Source organism: Mycobacterium sp. (assembly GCF_036490025.1).
In the GTDB taxonomy this organism is placed as follows: Bacteria; Actinomycetota; Actinomycetes; order Mycobacteriales; family Mycobacteriaceae; genus Mycobacterium.
This window is the reverse complement of the sequence record NZ_DASXEP010000201.1, coordinates 12,928-28,651: the sequence shown is the minus strand read 5'-3', so window position 1 is coordinate 28,651 and position 15,724 is coordinate 12,928. Positions and strand designations below refer to the sequence as shown.

Here is a 15,724-nt window from a genome sequence, read left to right as displayed (position 1 = left end):
CGTGGATTGCTGGAGGGGTACTTCGACTATCACTTTGCGCACCGCGGCGATCTGGTGTTGGTGGTTGCCGAGTTGACGACGCTCGCCGATCTCGGCCTGATCGATCAACTGCTTGCCTGGCGCGACCGGCTGGGCAAGCTGGTTTTCGGTCGGCGTCCCACGCTCGAGCAGTCAACCCGCGCGGTGATCGCCTTCGGTGGCTTGCAGGACTGCTGTTTCCAATTCCCGGACACCCCGTACGCGAAACTGCGGCGCGCCGCCGTCGAGGGAGCGCTGGCCGCCCTGGGCATCGACCAAACGTCGTCGGGCTAGAGTCCCAACCTATGCGATTCGGATTTTTCATCCCGCAGGGCTGGCGGCTGGATCTGGTCGGCATTGACGTCGACAAGCACTGGGCGGTGATGCGCGACCTGGCTGCCTACGCCGACGACAGTGCGTGGGATTCGGTGTGGGTCTACGACCACTTCCACACCGTGCCGATGCCGACCGGCGAAGCCACTCATGAAGCATGGTCGCTGATGTCGGCGTATGCGGCGACCACATCGCGGGTCAAACTTGGCCAGATGTGCACGGCGATGAGCTATCGCAATCCCGCCTACCTTGCCAAAGTAGCTGCGACGGCTGACATCATCTCCGGTGGCCGCATCCAGATGGGTATCGGCGGTGGTTGGTATGAACACGAGTGGCGCGCATACGGTTACGGTTTTCCGTCCGCCGGCGAGCGATTGGGGCGACTCGACGAAGGCGTCCAGATCATGCGCGACGCCTGGCGCGACGGGAAAGTCAGCTTCACCGGCAGGCACTATCAGGTCGATGGTGCCATCGTGGCACCGACACCGCTGCAGGACAATGGGATTCCGCTGTGGATCGCCGGCGGCGGCGAGCAGAAGACGCTGCGGATCGCGGCGAAGTATGCGCAGTACACCAACTTCACCGGCGAGCCCGCCGGATTCGCGCACAAGTCCGATGTGCTCGCCGGTCATTGCCGCGACGTGGGCACCGACTTCGGCGCCATCGTCCGTTCGGTCAATGTCAACGCCATCGTGGACGCCTCGGAGAAAGGCGTCAAAGACCGCCTGCAGCGCATCCGCGATCGCCTGGTCGGCTACGTCCCCGAGTCGGCCGCCGACGCGATGCTCGACGGAACCAGCGGACCGGATTCGGCCGTCGGCACCACCGAACAGGTGGTCGAGCGGCTGCAGAAACTACGCGACCTCGGTTGTGAGTATGTGATCTGCTATCTCCCCGAAGCCGCCTACGACCGGTCCGGGGTCGAACTGTTTGAGCGCGAAGTCATTCCGGCGCTGAGCTAGACGTCGCTGGTGAGGTAACGCGTCTTGACCGGGGGCGCGGCCAGCAGCGGAGGAAGCTGCGTGATCTTGCCCTCGCCGGCGCGAAAGGCGCGGTAGGCCTCGTCGGCTTCGACCGTCTCCCAGAGTTCGTAGATCAGCCAATGCGCCTCGTCGTCCTCGTCGAAGAGCACATCGGTTCGGACGTTGCCTTCGAACGCACGGGTGTCCTGCAATACCCGGCCCATCAGCTCGCGCCCCGCGGCGACCTCGTCGGGCTTGAATCTGAGTTCCAGCGTCACCGTGACGGTCATCGTCATCTCCTCGTGTCGTCAGGTCGTGCTGCTCACCGGGAGCACACGGTTGAACCTACGGTCGACCCATTTGACGAAGTCGGGCGCCTCCGGAATCTGGTCCGCGGTCGCGAACAGCTCAGCGAGCCGTTGCTCGGCGGTGACCACCTTGTCATCGAGCGGCACCGGCAACCGCCGGATCCGGCTCTGTGCCAGCGCGGAGATGGTCACGTTCAAACCTACGGCGGCTGAATATTTCTCGGCCCATTGCTCGGAGTTGGCCCGTGACCACTGTGCCGCTCGTCCGTAACGGACCAGCAGATCGGACAACGCCGAATTGCGTTTCGGGTCGGTCAGCGCCTTCACCGACGCACTGCCGAACTGGTAGCCGTTGTCCGCGGATCCGATACTGCGCACCTTCAGCGTCAGATTGGCTTGCGCCGTATAGGGATCCCAGATCGCCCAGGCGTCGCCCTGTCCGTTGGCGAACGCCGACAGCGCGTCGGCGGGCTGCAGAAACACCAGCTTGACGTCTTTCGGCTTGAGCCCTGCATCGGCCAGGTGCTCGAGCACGTTGGCGTGGGCGGCGCTGCCCCTGGCCACCAGGATGGTCTTGCCAGTCAGATCGTGAACCGTCGCGATCGGCGAATTGGTGCGCACCAGGATCTGCTCACCGGACCCCGCGCCGTCCCACGCCGACACCACCCGGGTCTTGGAGTTGGCCGCCGCGCCGAAGATCGGAGGCGTGTTGCCGGTGATCGCGAAATCGATGCGGCCCGCGTTCAACGCCTCGATCTGCGGCGGGCCCGACGTGAACGTGGAGAATTCCACGCGGTACGGCAGGCCGTCCAGGGCGTGGGCGGCGCGCAGCAGCGCTTCGGTTCCGCCTTTCTGGTCGCCGACGTGCAGGGTCAGTCCGGCCAGCTCCGCGGGCGGCACGGCCGCCGGCACCCCGATGGGCTGCGGTCCCTGAGTTCGGGAGACACACGCAGTCACGGCGGCGGTCAGTACCAGCACGATGCCGAGGTGAAAGGCAGTGCGCTGCAAAGCCTTAGCTGTCAATGCCTGACGCCGAGCTTGTCGAGAAGCTCGGACCGATATTCGTCATGCCGGCCGGTGCGCTCCGACGGTGTGGGCCGCGGAGATTCGATGATGATGGAGTGGGCGACGCGGCCATGCTCGAGGAGCAGTACCCGGTCGGCCAGTTCGATCGCCTCGTCCACGTCATGGGTGACCAGCAGGACGCCGAACCCGTGCCTGCGCCACAGGTCGAGCAGCAACGCCCGCATGGACAGCCGGGTGAGCGCGTCCAGCGCGCCGAACGGCTCATCGAGCAGCAGCAGTTGCGGTTCGGCCACCAGGGCGCGTGCCAGCGAAACCCGTTGCGCCTGACCGCCGGACAGCGTCAGCGGCCAGGCCTGGGCGTGGTCGGTGAGGCCGATCTCGGCCAGGGCCAGCTCGCTACGCGCCCGCGCCGCATCGCGCGATAGCGTGGTGCGGTTGAGTCCGTACTGCACGTTGGTCAGCACGTCGCGCCACGGGAAGAGCCGCGGTTCCTGAAAGGCGACCGCGGGTGCGCCGCTGACTTCGCGCTGACCGCCGTGGTCGTCGGAAAGCCCTGCCAGGACCCGTAATACAGTCGACTTGCCACATCCGCTGCGCCCGACCAACGCGACGATCTCGTTCGCCCGGACCTCCAGCGAGATGTCGTCGAGGATGCGCCGGTTGCCGTAGAACTTGCTGACGTTGCTGAGCTTGGCGACGACGGTGGTTTGCCGTTCGGACGTCACGGTCATGTGCGGTACCTCAAGGCTCGATGTTCCAGTGTCCGGACGCCTGCGTCGGTGATGATGCCCAACAACGCATAGACGGCCAGGCAGAAGATGATGATGTCGATCCGCAGGAAGTCGCGCGCGTTGTTGATCAAGAAGCCAATGCCCTTGTCCGCGTTGATCTGTTCGGCAACGATCAGCGTCAGCCACGCGATCGCCAACGACTGCCGGAGTCCGACCAGCACCTGTGGGGCGGCGCTTGGCAACAGGATGGTGCGCAGTCGCTGCCTGAGTGAAAAGCCAAGAACATCAGCAGTTTCCAGCAGCTTGGGGTCGACTTGCCGAATCGCGGAGAAGGTATTGAGGTATAGCGGGAAAGCAACCCCGAGCGCGACGAGATTCACTTTGGCCAGTTCGCCGATGCCAAACCAGAGGATGAACAGCGGAATCAATCCCAGGTGCGGCAACGCGCGCAACATCTGCAGGGGTGGATCGACGGTGGCCTCAACCCACGGCGACAGCCCGACGGCCACACCCAGGGCGACCCCGACAAGGCCGCCGAGCAGCAGGCCCTCGATGACGCGCAGACCGGACACCTCGAGAGCCTCGACCAGCTTTCCGTTCTGGATCAGTTGCAGCCCGGCATCGAAGATCAGCTGCGGTGCCGGCAGGACGTCACCCGGAATGAGCCCGGTGGCGCTGAACAGTTGCCACAACACGACGAGCAGCACCGGCGACGACCACCGCAGGATGCTCCACCGGTGGGTATCCCAAATACCGCCGACCGTCGGCGTCGCCGCGGCATCGGCGACCGTCTGGGCCGAACCACCCACCATTGCGAAGACGCTGGCAGACGTGGCCGTCGCGCTGAAGGGTTTGACTCCGTGTGAAGGGAAAACCGCTCCGGATCAGGCGCGGCGAACGACAATGAGAATGCGGTTTCCACTTTTATCGAACGCTGTTGTACGGTTTGGTCAGCGCATTATCGTAGCGGCGGCCGACGGAGGGTCCCTCGATGCAGAAGGCAATCGATCCCAGCATCTCTACCTGGCCTGATGACAACCCGCAGCTGATCGGAAGCCGATGCGGCGACTGCGGTGCCACCACCTTCCCGGTGCAGGAGCTCTGCCCTCGGTGCAGCGGTTCGTCGATGTCAGAGCACTTGCTGCCGCGCAGCGGAACCCTGGTCGCGTGGACCACGCAGGGCTTCCCGCCCGGAGCCCCGTACGCCGGTCCGACCGGAGACGATTTCGTGCCGTTCGGGGTGGGCCTGGTTCAGCTCGGTGACGTGATCCGCGTCGAGGGCCGGCTGACTGAAAACGATCCGGCCAAGCTGGAATTCGGCCAGCAAGTGCAGCTCACCATGGTGCCGTTCGCCACCGATGCGGACGGCGACGAGATCGTCACGTTCGCGTTCCAGCCGGTCTAGCAGGAGAGCTTGAAATGACCAGTGATGTCGCCATCATCGGCGTGGGCCTTCACCCATTCGGCCGGTTCGAGAAGACCGCGATGCAGATGGGTGCCGAAGCCATCCAGTTCGCGTTGAAAGATGCCGGCGTGGCATGGAAAGACATCCAGTTCGGCTTCGGCGGCAGCCACGAGGTGTCCAACCCCGATGCGGTGACCCGTCTGGTCGGGCTGACCGGCATTACGTTCACCAACGTGTTCAATGCCTGCGCCACCGCGGCCAGCGCCATCCAGCAGACCGCCGACACCATCCGGCTGGGTAAGTACGACATCGGCATCGCGATCGGGCTGGACAAGCACCCGCGAGGTGCGTTCACCGACGACCCTGCCAAGCTGGCGCTGCCGCAGTGGTATGCCAACAACGGGCAGTTCGTCACCACGAAGTTCTTCGGCATCAAGGCCAACAAGTACCTCCACGACCACAACATCTCGCAGGCCACCCTGGCCAAGGTCGCAGCGAAGAACTTCCGCAACGGCGCGATCAATCCGAATGCTTTCCGCCGCAAGCCAATTCCTGAGGGCCAGATCCTCAATTCGACCGTGCTGAATTACCCGCTGACGCAGTACATGTTCTGCGCACCCGACGAAGGCGCCGCGGCGGTGATCATGTGTCGCGCGGACATTGCGCACAAGTTCACCGACAAACCGGTGTACGTGCGTGCCAGTGAGATCCGCACCCGGACCTTCGGCGCGTACGAGGTGCACGCGACGTTCGCGCCGGTGGACGAGGACTTCTCGCCCACCGTGTACGCGGCCAAAGCCGCCTACGAGGCCGCGGGCATCGGGCCCGAAGATGTCGACGTCGCCCAGCTGCAGGACACCGACGCCGGCGCCGAAGTGATCCACATGGCCGAGACCGGCTTATGCGCTGACGGAGAGCAGGAAAAGCTGGTGGCCGACGGCGCCACCGAGATCCACGGCTCGATTCCGGTCAACACCGACGGCGGGCTGATCGCCAACGGCGAGCCGATCGGTGCCTCGGGCCTGCGCCAGGTGCACGAGCTGGTCCGACAGCTACGCGGCGAGGCCGGCGAGCGGCAGGTGCCCGGCAACCCGCGCGTCGGTTTGGCGCAGGTGTACGGCGCACCCGGGACCGCGTCGGCGACCATCCTGTCGCTCTAACTGCGCTCGTTAAATCGCCGGTCCCAGCAGGTCGTCGGCGTCGCGGATGACATAGCCGTAGCCCTGCTCGGCGAGAAAGCGCTGTCGGTGCGCGGCGTACTCGGCGTCCTGGCTGTCGCGGGCCACCACCGAATAGAAGATCGCGCCGCCGCCGCCGGCCTTGGGTCGCAGCAGCCGGCCGAGTCGCTGCGCCTCCTCCTGGCGCGAGCCGAAGGTGCCCGAAACCTGCACTGCAACAGAAGCTTCCGGCAGATCGATGGAGAAGTTCGCGACCTTGGACACCACCAGGGTGCTCACCTCGCCGCGGCGGAACGAGTCATACAACGCCTCGCGCTCGGCGTTCTTGGTCGATCCCTGGATCACCGGGGCGCCCAGCACGCTGCCCAGTTCCTCGAGCTGATCCAGGTAGGCGCCGATCACCAGGGTCGGCTCGTTAGGGTGGCGGCTGAGGATCGATTTGACCACCGCGATCTTGGAATGCGCAGTCGAGCACAGCTTGTAGCGATCTTCGGGCTCGGCAGTGGCGTACATCATCCGCTCGCTGTCGGTCATCGTGACCCGCACCTCGACGCATTCCGCCGGGGCGATCCAGCCCTGGGCTTCGATGTCTTTCCACGGTGCGTCATAGCGCTTCGGGCCGATCAACGAGAACACGTCGCCCTCGCGGCCGTCCTCGCGGATCAGCGTCGCGGTCAACCCAAGCCGTCGCCGAGACTGCAGATCGGCCGTCATCCGGAACACCGGTGCCGGCAGCAAGTGCACCTCGTCGTAGATGATCAGCCCCCAGTCGCGGCTGTCGAACAGCTCCAGATGGCGGTATTCGCCCTTCGTGCGACGAGTGATCACCTGATAGGTCGCGATCGTGACCGGCCGAATTTCCTTGCGTTCGCCCGAGTATTCGCCGATCTCTTCCTCGGTCAACGACGTTCGGGCGATCAGTTCGCGTTTCCACTGACGTCCCGCGACGGTGTTGGTCACCAGAATCAGTGTCGTCGCGCTGGCCTTCGCCATCGCGGCCGCGCCGACGAGCGTCTTGCCGGCGCCACATGGCAGGACCACCACGCCCGAGCCGCCCGCCCAGAACGAGTCGGCCGCCATCTCCTGGTAGTCGCGCAGGTGCCAGCCGTCCTGCGCCAAGCTGATCGGATGCGCCTCGCCGTCGACATAGCCGGCCAGATCCTCGGCAGGCCACCCGATTTTGAGCAACATCTGTTTGACCCGACCCCGCTCACTGGGATGCACGACAACGGTGTCATCGTCGATGCGGGCACCGAGCATCGGTGCGATCTTCTTGTGGCGCAACACTTCCTCGAGCACCGCGCGATCCAGGCTCACCAGGGTCAGCCCGTGGACCGGGCTTTTCACCAGTTGCAGCCGACCGTAACGGGCCATGGTGTCGACGATGTCGACCAACAGTGGCTGCGGAACCGCGTAGCGGGAAAAGCTGACCAGGGCGTCGACGACCTGCTCGGCGTCGTGGCCTGCCGCGCGCGCATTCCACAGCGCCAGCGGTGTGATCCGGTAGGTGTGCACGTGCTCGGGTGCGCGTTCCAGTTCGGCGAACGGAGCGATGGCCGCACGCGCCGCGCCGGCGAGTTCGTGGTCGATTTCGAGCAGCACCGTCTTGTCCGACTGCACGATCAACGGTCCGTCAGACATTGAGCTCTTTACCGTTCGTCATATCTCCCATTATCTGTCGTCGGCCGACATCACCGAGGTGATGCGGTGGATGGCGAACTCACGGGCGCGACTGGAGGCCGAATCGAACGCCACCAGCTGACCGCCGGCTACCGTGATCGGCGATATCACCCGCTGCGTGGCCACCCCGGCGGCGTCGACGTAGTTGATCAGCACCGTCTCGTCCTGTCGAGCGGCCCGCTGCAGCAGCGACATGGCCACCGCCGGATCGATCCGGACACCGCCGAACGGCGCGGTGGTGACTTTGCGCAGCACCGCGACCACCGCGCTGAGCGTTTCGTTACTCGGGTGCGGCATTGGTCGGTGTGGACGGTGCCGCTGCGGGACAGGAACGCGCGCTCGGCGGGCCCGGATGTCGACGATGGTGCCGGTGGAGTCCTCGGCGGCCGGGGCGAAGCCGGCGTCTTGCAGGGCCGCGAGCACTTCGCCGATCGGGGCTTGCGATATCGCCACCGTCGGTGCCAGCACCCGCAGGCCGAGATGCTCGGCGCTGGCCGCAGCCTGGGCGAGCAGCGTCGGGTCCTCGCATCGCACGAAAGACGTGGACATTCCGATCCGGAGTTGACCGTGCCGACGCGCGACGTCGTCGATCATGTATGTCAAGCCTTGCGGCACAGGCGTTTTCGAGTGCTTGCGGAAGAGTGAATGTAATTCGTCGGCAGTTTTGCCGATATCGAGAGCGTGGCGGATGGACGGTTCACTGACGCGGTACACCATTGCTGTGCCCGCGGACTCGACGGTGGCCACCGCCGAAAGTTCCTCGGCCAGGTGACGTTCCAGCGGGCCGGGCACTACGACGGTCAGATCGGCCTGCACCAGAAAGTGATCGATCGGCGGGGGCAGGGCACGCGCCATGGCGGCGATCGCGTCCCGGTCGTCGGTGTCGCCGATCAACGCGCGGCCCGGCGTGCTGATCGCACCGCGGCCCACCAGGCCGAGCGTCTGCGCTTCGTCCAGCAAGTTGGCCACCGGCACGGGCTGTAGCCGGTTGGACCAGCGCGGCCGTCGCCAGATCAATGCCGCCGACGCGGTGTTCTTGTCCACCCCGGCTCCGGCCGGCAGTCCGGCCAGCATGTCCAGCAGGAGCCGACGGTCCAGCGGGGCTGCGGTCGAGTACAGCGAATCCGACAGCGCTGCATAAGGTTTGGCGTCAGGGCCGCGGCTGCCGATCAACGCGGGCCTGGCTGCCAGGTCAAGCCAGGTGGTGGCCAGCAGGTGCCATCGCTCGGCGGTGGGCGCCTCGGTGAACCGGTCGGCGGCAACGGTTGGCGCCCAGTACGGCGGTTCACCGGCGGCCGGTGGAGGGTCGGGGATGCCACTGGCGATCAGCCCCCCAGCGGCGGCCAGTTCGAGGATCAACCCCAGCCGGGCTTCGTCGACACCGGTGACTTTGGCCAGCCGCCGGACCTCACGGACCCCTAGGCCGCCGCTGCGCAGCTCAGAAATCGGTGCCGCGCTTAGTGTTTCGAGGAGCACATCGAGTTCGCGCAGCAGGTCGATGATTGCGCCGCCGGCAGCGGCGTTTGCGTCGGCAGAAGTGGTGGTGGACACCACCGGATCCGGCGCGGCCAGCTGCACCGGCCCGGGCGCCTCGCCGCGCAGCACCTGCCCGACGTGGCGCGGCAGAATCACCGTGTCCGCGTCGATCCGCCGCAGCAGTCCGACCGCGAGCAGTTGCGGAACCGGGCGGTCCGCGGGCGCCCCGGGTGCGGCATCGCGGGTGCGCCCCAGCGGGGAGCCTTCCAGCAGCCTGTCCAGCAGTTCTCGCTGCGGCTCGTCGAGTCCGTCAATCAGCTTGGCGATCTGCGCTGAGCTCTGGGATGCATCTTCCAGGGTCACCTGCCCGACGTGCCAGGGCAGGCCGCCCGCGGCATCGGCAGCCACGCGCAGCTCGATGTCGCCCCAGACCAGCGCGCGTTCCTTCAGGTCGTCGAGAGCGTCTCGGACGTCGGCTTCGGGTGCCCGCTCACCGATCAGCGTGAGCAGCTTGGCGACGGGCACCGGCGCGGTGTCGGCCTGCAGCACCAGAAGTGCGTCGATCACCGCCAGCCGCAGGAAGTCCAGCTCGTCGGTGGCAGCCTTCAGCGACTGGCGAGCCTGAGCCCGCGCGGCCAGCGCGGCGATGCTGCCCGGTGGCGGCTGGGCGAGGTCGGGCCGCAGCTCCAGCAGACGGATCAACCGGTCGTCGGGCAGCTCGGCCAGCCAGGACCCCAGCGGGATGCCCGGGGTGTGTTCGGTCATTGCTGACCAGCGTAAAGCAGCCGGTTGAGTGAGTCTTCCCAGCCGACGGCGGGTGAGCCGGGTCGACGGGAATCGGAGAGCCGGGCCGGCCGGGCCTTCGTCGTCGCGCGGAACCTGTCAGAATGGAGCGCGTGGCTGACAACGCTGGCAAGAAGGCGCAGAAGACCCCGTACGTCGACAACGGCTGGCCGACGACGAACCCCGACGACCTTGCCGTGAGCGAACTCGCGACGGATCGAACCGGCGCACTGTCGCCGTTCGGCGACGTGATCTTCCCGCTGCCTGCCGACGAGCTGCCCTACGTGCATCCGGTCACCGACGTCAACCGCTGAGCGGATCACCCGCCGTTCGCGGCGTCCTGCCGGCGCCGTCTAGGCGAGGGAGGACAGCGCCGGGTTGCCACTCACGTTCTGCGACTGAATGGCCTTGAGCAGATCCTGGAGATAGCTCGGGTCCAGGTTCTGTGGCGCCACGGTCCACTGCGCGACGGCATCGGCCTGATGAACTTCCTGCGGCCCATCGGCGGGTACCTCGACCTCGACCGACTCGGCCTGGACCGGTTCGGCCAGGGGTGCGGGTGGCTCCGGCGGCGGTGGCGGTGCGTCGACCGCGGCCGGCTCGGCCTGGACCGGTTCGGCCGGGGGTGCGGGTGGCTCCGGCGGCGGTGGCGGTGCGTCGACGGCGGCCGGCTCGGCTTGGACTGGTTCGGCCGGGGGTGCAGGTGGCTCCGGCAGCGGTGGTGCATCCGCGGGAGCGGGCGCCTCGACGGCGGCCGGCTCGGCTTGAACTGGCTCGGCCGGGGGTGCGGGTGGCTCCGGGGGTGGTGGCGGTGCCTCGACCGCGGCCGGCTCGGCGGGTGGCGGTTCGGCGGGTGGTGCGGGGTCAGCTGGGGGCGGAGGATCGGCCGGTGGCGGAGGCAACGGGGGTTCGAATGCCGCGGGCTCGGCGGGGGGTGCGGGCTCCGGTGCGTGCGCGTCAGCAAGGACGTTGCGCGGGCTGGCCGCCGAAAGCCCTCGACCGCACACCGGCCAGGCGCCGCGGCCCTGAGTGGCCAGCACCCGCTCGGCGACGGCGATCTGCTGGTCCCGGGTGGCCTGGTTGGCTGCCGAGGCGAACTCACCACCGCCGTGGGCGGCCCAGGTGCCCCGCGAGAACTGCAGGCCGCCCTGGTAGCCGTTGCCGGTGTTGATACCCCAGTTGCCGCCCGACTCGCAGGCGGCGACGCGGTCCCATTCGCTGTCGGGCGCCGCGGCGGCGTGGCCGGCGAGCGCGATGCCACCGCCGCCTATTACTGCGCCGGTAAAGGCCAGTTTGGCGACGCCGACGGTTGACGTGGTGGGCTTACGATGACGTCCACTCATACCCCAGTGATTCCTCTCTCAATGCGCCTACGAGGTCAGCTGTCGGGTTCGGGCGGAAGAGGTCGCCCGGCCATCGTCGAGTCCCGTGGGAAACGCGTCGGCTTCACCCCAAGGAGCCGCGAACGGCTCCAGATCCGATTTCGGCGGACCCATTGGGTCCCCCGCCTCCATCCATGGGTTGGCGTTGTTCTCACCTATTGGATGGAGCTCGGCGCTATAGGCAAGAAGGCCCGCCGCGCAGGGTGACTCGGCAAGCCCGCGCACGACGCTAGCGGGTGTCAGCGGCAGAGTCATGTTGTGGCGGGACCAGCGTTTCGCGCGTTGAAAACTCGAAAAACGCCAGGACTGACCATCGTTTGCGCAGGTTAGAGGCGTCGATATCGCGCCGTTGCCGCACCGTGACCATTCCGTTATGTGACTGAACTCACATCAAGATCAAGGGTTAAAGCCTGGTCACCGAGGATGCGAATATCAGACCTGTACGGATCCCGATCCAGCCCACGGCACGGGGCGGTCTACCGGAACGATCTCCTTGCCCAACGGCACCAGCGACACCGGGATCAGTTTGAGATTGGCCAGCGCCAGCGGAATGCCGATGATCGTCGCCGCCATCGCCACCGCGCTCACCAGGTGGCCGATCGCAAGCCAGATACCGCACAACAGCACCCAGATCACGTTTCCGATCAACGCGCCGGTACCGGCGCCGGGCTTGTCGACGATGGTCCGGCCGAAGGGCCACAGCGCGTACGACGCGATGCGCAGCGCCGCGAAGCCGAACGGAATGGTCACGATCAGCAGGAAGCAGATCAGCGCGGCAAACAAATATCCGAAGGCCAACCACAGACCGCCGAAAACCAACCAGATGACGTTCAGGATCAGGCGCATTATCTCCTCCAGCGGTGCCACCAGCCTACTGAGAAACTTCGGTGCTCAGCCGACAGCGTTCCGAGTAGGATCGGTCGTCATCGCGTCCTGCGCAGGCGGGACGCTTCGTTGTGTTGGCCTATTTCGTTATCCGTTAGACAAGCAGGTGAGACCGGTGCCGACTGGCAAGGTGAAGTGGTATGACGCTGAGAAGGGATTCGGCTTCTTATCTCAGGAGGAGGGTGAGGACGTCTACGTCCGCTCCTCGGCGTTACCCGAGGGCGTCGAAGGCCTCAAGGCCGGGCAGCGCGTCGAATTCGGCGTCGCTTCCGGACGGCGCGGGCCGCAGGCCTTGAGCCTGAAGTTGATCGACCCTCCGCCCAGCCTCACCCGTCCTCGCCGGGAGGGCCCGGCCGAGCACAAGCACAGCCCCGACGAGCTGCACGGCATGGTCGAGGACATGATCACGCTGCTGGAGAGCACCGTGCAGCCCGAACTGCGCAAGGGCCGCTACCCGGACCGCAAAACTGCACGTCAAATCTCCGAGGTTGTCAAGGCTGTGGCACGCGAACTGGACGCCTGATCGCGTGTACCCCGCGGCGCCGGGGGGAACACTGCGACCGAAGCTCCGCAACGGAGTCGGTTCGAGTGAGGGAAGTCCGATGGCACAGCAGGCGCAGGTCAGCGAAGAGCAAGCGAGAGCCGTAGCGGAGGAATCTCGCGAAAGCGGTTGGGACAAGCCGTCGTTGGCCAAGGAGTTATTCCTCGGCCGGTTCCCGCTCGATCTCGTCCACCCATTCCCCAGGCCATCCGAAGAAGAGGCCGCTCGCACCGAGGCTTTTCTGGCGAAGCTGCGGGAGTTTATGGAAACCGTCGACGGCAGCGTCATCGAGCGCGACGCTCAGATTCCTGACGAGTATGCGAAAGGCCTTGCTGACCTCGGCTGCTTCGGCATGAAGATTCCGCCGGAATACGGCGGGCTGGGCTTGTCGCAGGTCGCCTACAACAGGGCGTTGATGTTGGTGTCGACCGTGCACGCCAGCCTCGGGGCGCTGCTGTCCGCTCACCAGTCGATCGGCGTGCCCGAACCGCTCAAGCTCGCCGGCACTGAAGAGCAGAAGCAAAAGTTCTTGCCGCGCTGCGCCGCCGGTGCGATATCGGCGTTTCTGCTTACCGAGCCGGATGTGGGCTCCGACCCGGCGCGGTTGGCCTCGACGGCGACGCCGGTCGACGGCGGAGCGGCCTACGAGCTGGACGGCGTGAAGCTGTGGACGACCAATGGCGTCGTCGCCGAATTGCTGGTCGTGATGGCCCGAGTGCCGAAGAGCGACGGGCACCGTGGTGGCATCAGCGCGTTCGTCGTTGAAGCCGACTCGCCCGGCATCACCGTCGAGCGGCGCAACAAGTTCATGGGATTGCGCGGCATCGAAAACGGCCTCACCAGGCTGCACCGCGTCCGAGTGCCTGCCGAAAATCTCGTCGGCCGCGAAGGTGACGGCCTGAAGATCGCGTTGACCACGCTGAACGCCGGACGGCTCGCGATCCCCGCGATCGCGGCGGGCTCCGCCAAGTGGTCGGTGAAAATCGCGCGGGAGTGGGCCGGTGAGCGCGTGCAGTGGGGCAAGCCGGTCGGCGAACACGGGGCGGTCGTCGAGAAGATTTCGTTCATGGCGGCAACGACTTACGCGCTCGAATCGGTGTTGGAGTTGTCCGGTCAGATGGCCGACGAAGGCCGCAACGATATCCGGATCGAGGCGGCGCTGGCCAAGCTGTGGTCAAGCGAGATGGCCTGCGTGATCGGCGACGAGCTGCTGCAGATCCGCGGCGGCCGCGGCTATGAAACCGCCGAGTCGCTGGCCGCGCGCGGGGAGCGGGCGGTGCCGGTGGAGCAGGTGGTCCGCGACTTGAGGATCAACCGCATTTTCGAAGGCTCCAGTGAGATCATGCGGCTGCTCATCGCCCGGGAGGCCGTCGACGCCCACCTGAGCGCCGCAGGCGATCTGGCCAATCCGAAAGCCGATGTTCGCCAGAAGGCAAAGGCCGCGGTCGGTGCGAGCGGGTTCTACGCAAAGTGGTTGCCGCAGTTGGTGTTCGGTGAGGGCCAACGGCCAACGGCGTACCGCGAGTTCGGGAATTTGGCGACGCATCTGCGGTTCGTCGAGCGCTCGGCGCGCAAGCTGGCCCGTAACACCTTCTACGGGATGGCGCGTTGGCAGGCCGCGATGGAGCAAAAGCAGGGATTTCTCGGGCGGGTGGTGGATATCGGCGCCGAGCTTTTCGCGATGGCAGCGACGTGTGTGCGGGCCGAAGCTCAGCGGGTCGACGATCGAGTCCGCGGCGAGCAGTCCTACGAGTTGGCCGACGCGTTTTGCCAGCAGGCCACCCTGCGGGTGGAGGCGCTCTTCGAAGCCTTGTGGACCAACACCGACGGCGCCGACGCGCAGCTGGCCGCCAACGTGCTCAACGGTCGATACACCTGGCTGGAAGAGGGGATACTGGATCAGTCCGAAGGCACCGGACCATGGATCGCGCACTGGGAACCAGGTGAGTCCACCGAATCCGACCTTGCCCGCCGATTTTTACCCGCGGCGCAGACCTGACGGAGGTCGACATAGCTTCCTACATCGCCGAGGCCGGCGATTTCACCCGCGATACCAAATACATCGAAACCCGTATCGCCGCCGACGGCCGTGACGGCTATCCGGTGCAACCCGACCGGTACCGACTGATCGTCGCCCGCGCCTGCCCGTGGGCCAACCGCGCGATCATCGTCCGGCGGCTACTCGGGTTGGAAAGCGTGTTGTCCATTGGGTTTTGCGGCCCCACCCATGACAAGCGCAGCTGGACCTTCGATCTCGACCCCGGCGGCGTCGACCCGGTACTCAAGATTCCCCGGCTGCAGGACGCTTACTTCGCACGCTTTCCGGACTATCCGAAAGGCATCACCGTCCCCGCGATCGTCGACGTGCCGACCGGAGCGGTCGTCACCAACGATTTCCCCCAGATGACGTTGGACCTGTCCACGGAGTGGACGGCCTATCACCGTGACGGCGCTCCGCAGCTCTACCCCGAGCCGCTGCGCGACGAGATCGACGAGGTCAACAAAAGGGTCTACACCGAAATCAACAACGGTGTGTACCGGTGCGGGTTCGCCGGCTCACAGCAGGCCTACGAGTCCGCGTACGACCGGTTGTTCGCCGCGCTGGACTGGGTGAGTGAGCGACTTGCAAGACAGCGATACCTCGTCGGCGACACGATCACCGAAGCCGATGTCCGGTTGTTCACCACGTTGGCCCGCTTCGATCCCGTCTACCACGGGCACTTCAAGTGCAATCGCGGCAAGCTCGCCGAGATGCCGGTGCTGTGGGCTTATGCGCGAGACCTCTTCCAGACGCCGGGCTTTGGCGACACCATCGACTTCGTCCAGATCAAGCAGCACTACTACATCGTGCATGCCGACATCAACCCGACCCGGATCGTGCCGAAGGGCCCGGATCTGGCCAATTGGTTGACACCGCATGGCCGGGAGGCATTGGGCGGCAGGCCTTTCGGTGATGGCACGCCACCGGGCCCAACACCCGATGGTGAACAGGTGCCAGAGGGCCACGGCGCGTAGC

15 protein-coding genes, 1 pseudogene and 1 riboswitch are annotated in these 15,724 nt (G+C 66.2%); of the genes and pseudogenes, 8 read left to right on the top strand and 8 right to left on the bottom strand.

Annotation, left to right across the window (positions count from 1 at the left end; genetic code table 11):
- Window positions 1-312, top strand: a pseudogene (locus VGG53_RS23695) (TetR/AcrR family transcriptional regulator); the annotation flags it as partial.
- Window positions 313-323: 11 nt separating this feature from the next.
- On the top strand, window positions 324-1,313 hold the full coding sequence (locus VGG53_RS23690) for an LLM class F420-dependent oxidoreductase (RefSeq protein WP_331520563.1): 990 nt from the start codon (window positions 324-326) through the stop codon (window positions 1,311-1,313).
- Here the strand turns inward: VGG53_RS23690 and VGG53_RS23685 are convergent.
- The 4 genes from VGG53_RS23685 to VGG53_RS23670 are packed head-to-tail and all read right to left on the bottom strand — an operon-like array spanning window position 1,310 to window position 4,190.
- Window positions 1,310-1,603: a putative quinol monooxygenase gene (locus VGG53_RS23685; protein WP_331520562.1), complete on the bottom strand. Its 294-nt coding sequence runs from the start codon at window positions 1,601-1,603 to the stop codon at window positions 1,310-1,312. The two genes, VGG53_RS23690 and VGG53_RS23685, sit on opposite strands and share 4 nt — an antisense overlap.
- Window positions 1,604-1,621: 18 nt before the next feature.
- Window positions 1,622-2,644, bottom strand: a complete 1,023-nt coding sequence (locus tag VGG53_RS23680; RefSeq protein ID WP_414689046.1) for an ABC transporter substrate-binding protein — start codon at window positions 2,642-2,644, stop codon at window positions 1,622-1,624.
- Complete coding sequence (locus tag VGG53_RS23675) at window positions 2,641-3,378, bottom strand: ABC transporter ATP-binding protein (protein WP_331520561.1); 738 nt, start codon at window positions 3,376-3,378, stop codon at window positions 2,641-2,643. Before VGG53_RS23675 ends, VGG53_RS23680 begins: the two co-directional genes overlap by 4 nt.
- On the bottom strand, window positions 3,375-4,190 hold the full coding sequence (locus VGG53_RS23670; protein WP_331520560.1) for an ABC transporter permease: 816 nt from the start codon (window positions 4,188-4,190) through the stop codon (window positions 3,375-3,377). The genes VGG53_RS23675 and VGG53_RS23670 overlap by 4 nt, the downstream gene beginning before the upstream one ends.
- A 179-nt stretch (window positions 4,191-4,369) precedes the next feature.
- Here VGG53_RS23670 and VGG53_RS23665 point away from each other — a divergent pair, with 179 nt between their 5' ends.
- Window positions 4,370-4,783 (top strand): Zn-ribbon domain-containing OB-fold protein, encoded by a 414-nt coding sequence (locus VGG53_RS23665; RefSeq protein WP_331520559.1) that lies wholly within the window; start codon window positions 4,370-4,372, stop codon window positions 4,781-4,783.
- A 14-nt stretch (window positions 4,784-4,797) separates the two neighbouring features.
- On the top strand, window positions 4,798-5,943 hold the full coding sequence (locus tag VGG53_RS23660) for a thiolase family protein (RefSeq protein ID WP_331520558.1): 1,146 nt from the start codon (window positions 4,798-4,800) through the stop codon (window positions 5,941-5,943).
- 9 nt (window positions 5,944-5,952) lie between these two features.
- Here VGG53_RS23660 and VGG53_RS23655 read toward each other — a convergent pair whose 3' ends face one another.
- Window positions 5,953-7,602, bottom strand: coding sequence for a DNA repair helicase XPB (locus tag VGG53_RS23655; protein WP_331520557.1), 1,650 nt, complete (start codon window positions 7,600-7,602; stop codon window positions 5,953-5,955).
- 30 nt (window positions 7,603-7,632) lie between these two features.
- Window positions 7,633-9,882 (bottom strand): helicase-associated domain-containing protein, encoded by a 2,250-nt coding sequence (locus VGG53_RS23650; RefSeq protein WP_331520556.1) that lies wholly within the window; start codon window positions 9,880-9,882, stop codon window positions 7,633-7,635.
- Between the two features lie 131 nt (window positions 9,883-10,013).
- Here VGG53_RS23650 and VGG53_RS23645 point away from each other — a divergent pair, with 131 nt between their 5' ends.
- Window positions 10,014-10,214 (top strand): hypothetical protein, encoded by a 201-nt coding sequence (locus VGG53_RS23645; protein ID WP_331520555.1) that lies wholly within the window; start codon window positions 10,014-10,016, stop codon window positions 10,212-10,214.
- 39 nt (window positions 10,215-10,253) lie between these two features.
- Here the strand turns inward: VGG53_RS23645 and VGG53_RS23640 are convergent, their stop codons facing one another.
- Both VGG53_RS23640 and VGG53_RS23635 read right to left on the bottom strand, forming a co-directional pair.
- Window positions 10,254-11,243 carry a transglycosylase family protein gene (locus VGG53_RS23640; protein WP_331520554.1) on the bottom strand — a complete coding sequence of 330 codons (990 nt, stop codon included), beginning with the start codon at window positions 11,241-11,243 and terminating at the stop codon, window positions 10,254-10,256.
- Window positions 11,244-11,251: 8 nt separating this feature from the next.
- A riboswitch (cyclic di-AMP (ydaO/yuaA leader) is annotated at window positions 11,252-11,437 on the bottom strand.
- A gap of 277 nt (window positions 11,438-11,714) precedes the next feature.
- Window positions 11,715-12,128: a YccF domain-containing protein gene (locus VGG53_RS23635; protein WP_331520553.1), complete on the bottom strand. Its 414-nt coding sequence runs from the start codon at window positions 12,126-12,128 to the stop codon at window positions 11,715-11,717.
- Window positions 12,129-12,282: 154 nt separating this feature from the next.
- On the opposite strand from VGG53_RS23635, the gene VGG53_RS23630 reads away from it, so the two are divergent.
- The 3 genes from VGG53_RS23630 (at window position 12,283) to VGG53_RS23620 (ending at window position 15,723) form a co-directional block, all read left to right on the top strand.
- Window positions 12,283-12,690, top strand: a complete 408-nt coding sequence (locus VGG53_RS23630; protein ID WP_331520552.1) for a cold-shock protein — start codon at window positions 12,283-12,285, stop codon at window positions 12,688-12,690.
- 79 nt (window positions 12,691-12,769) lie between these two features.
- Entirely contained in the window at window positions 12,770-14,707 is a 1,938-nt protein-coding gene (locus VGG53_RS23625) for an acyl-CoA dehydrogenase family protein (RefSeq protein ID WP_331520551.1), read from the top strand.
- A gap of 11 nt (window positions 14,708-14,718) precedes the next feature.
- The gene (locus tag VGG53_RS23620; protein ID WP_331520565.1) at window positions 14,719-15,723 is read left to right on the top strand and encodes a glutathione S-transferase family protein; all 1,005 of its coding nucleotides are present in this window, start codon (window positions 14,719-14,721) and stop codon (window positions 15,721-15,723) included.
- Window position 15,724: the final 1 nt, after the last annotated feature.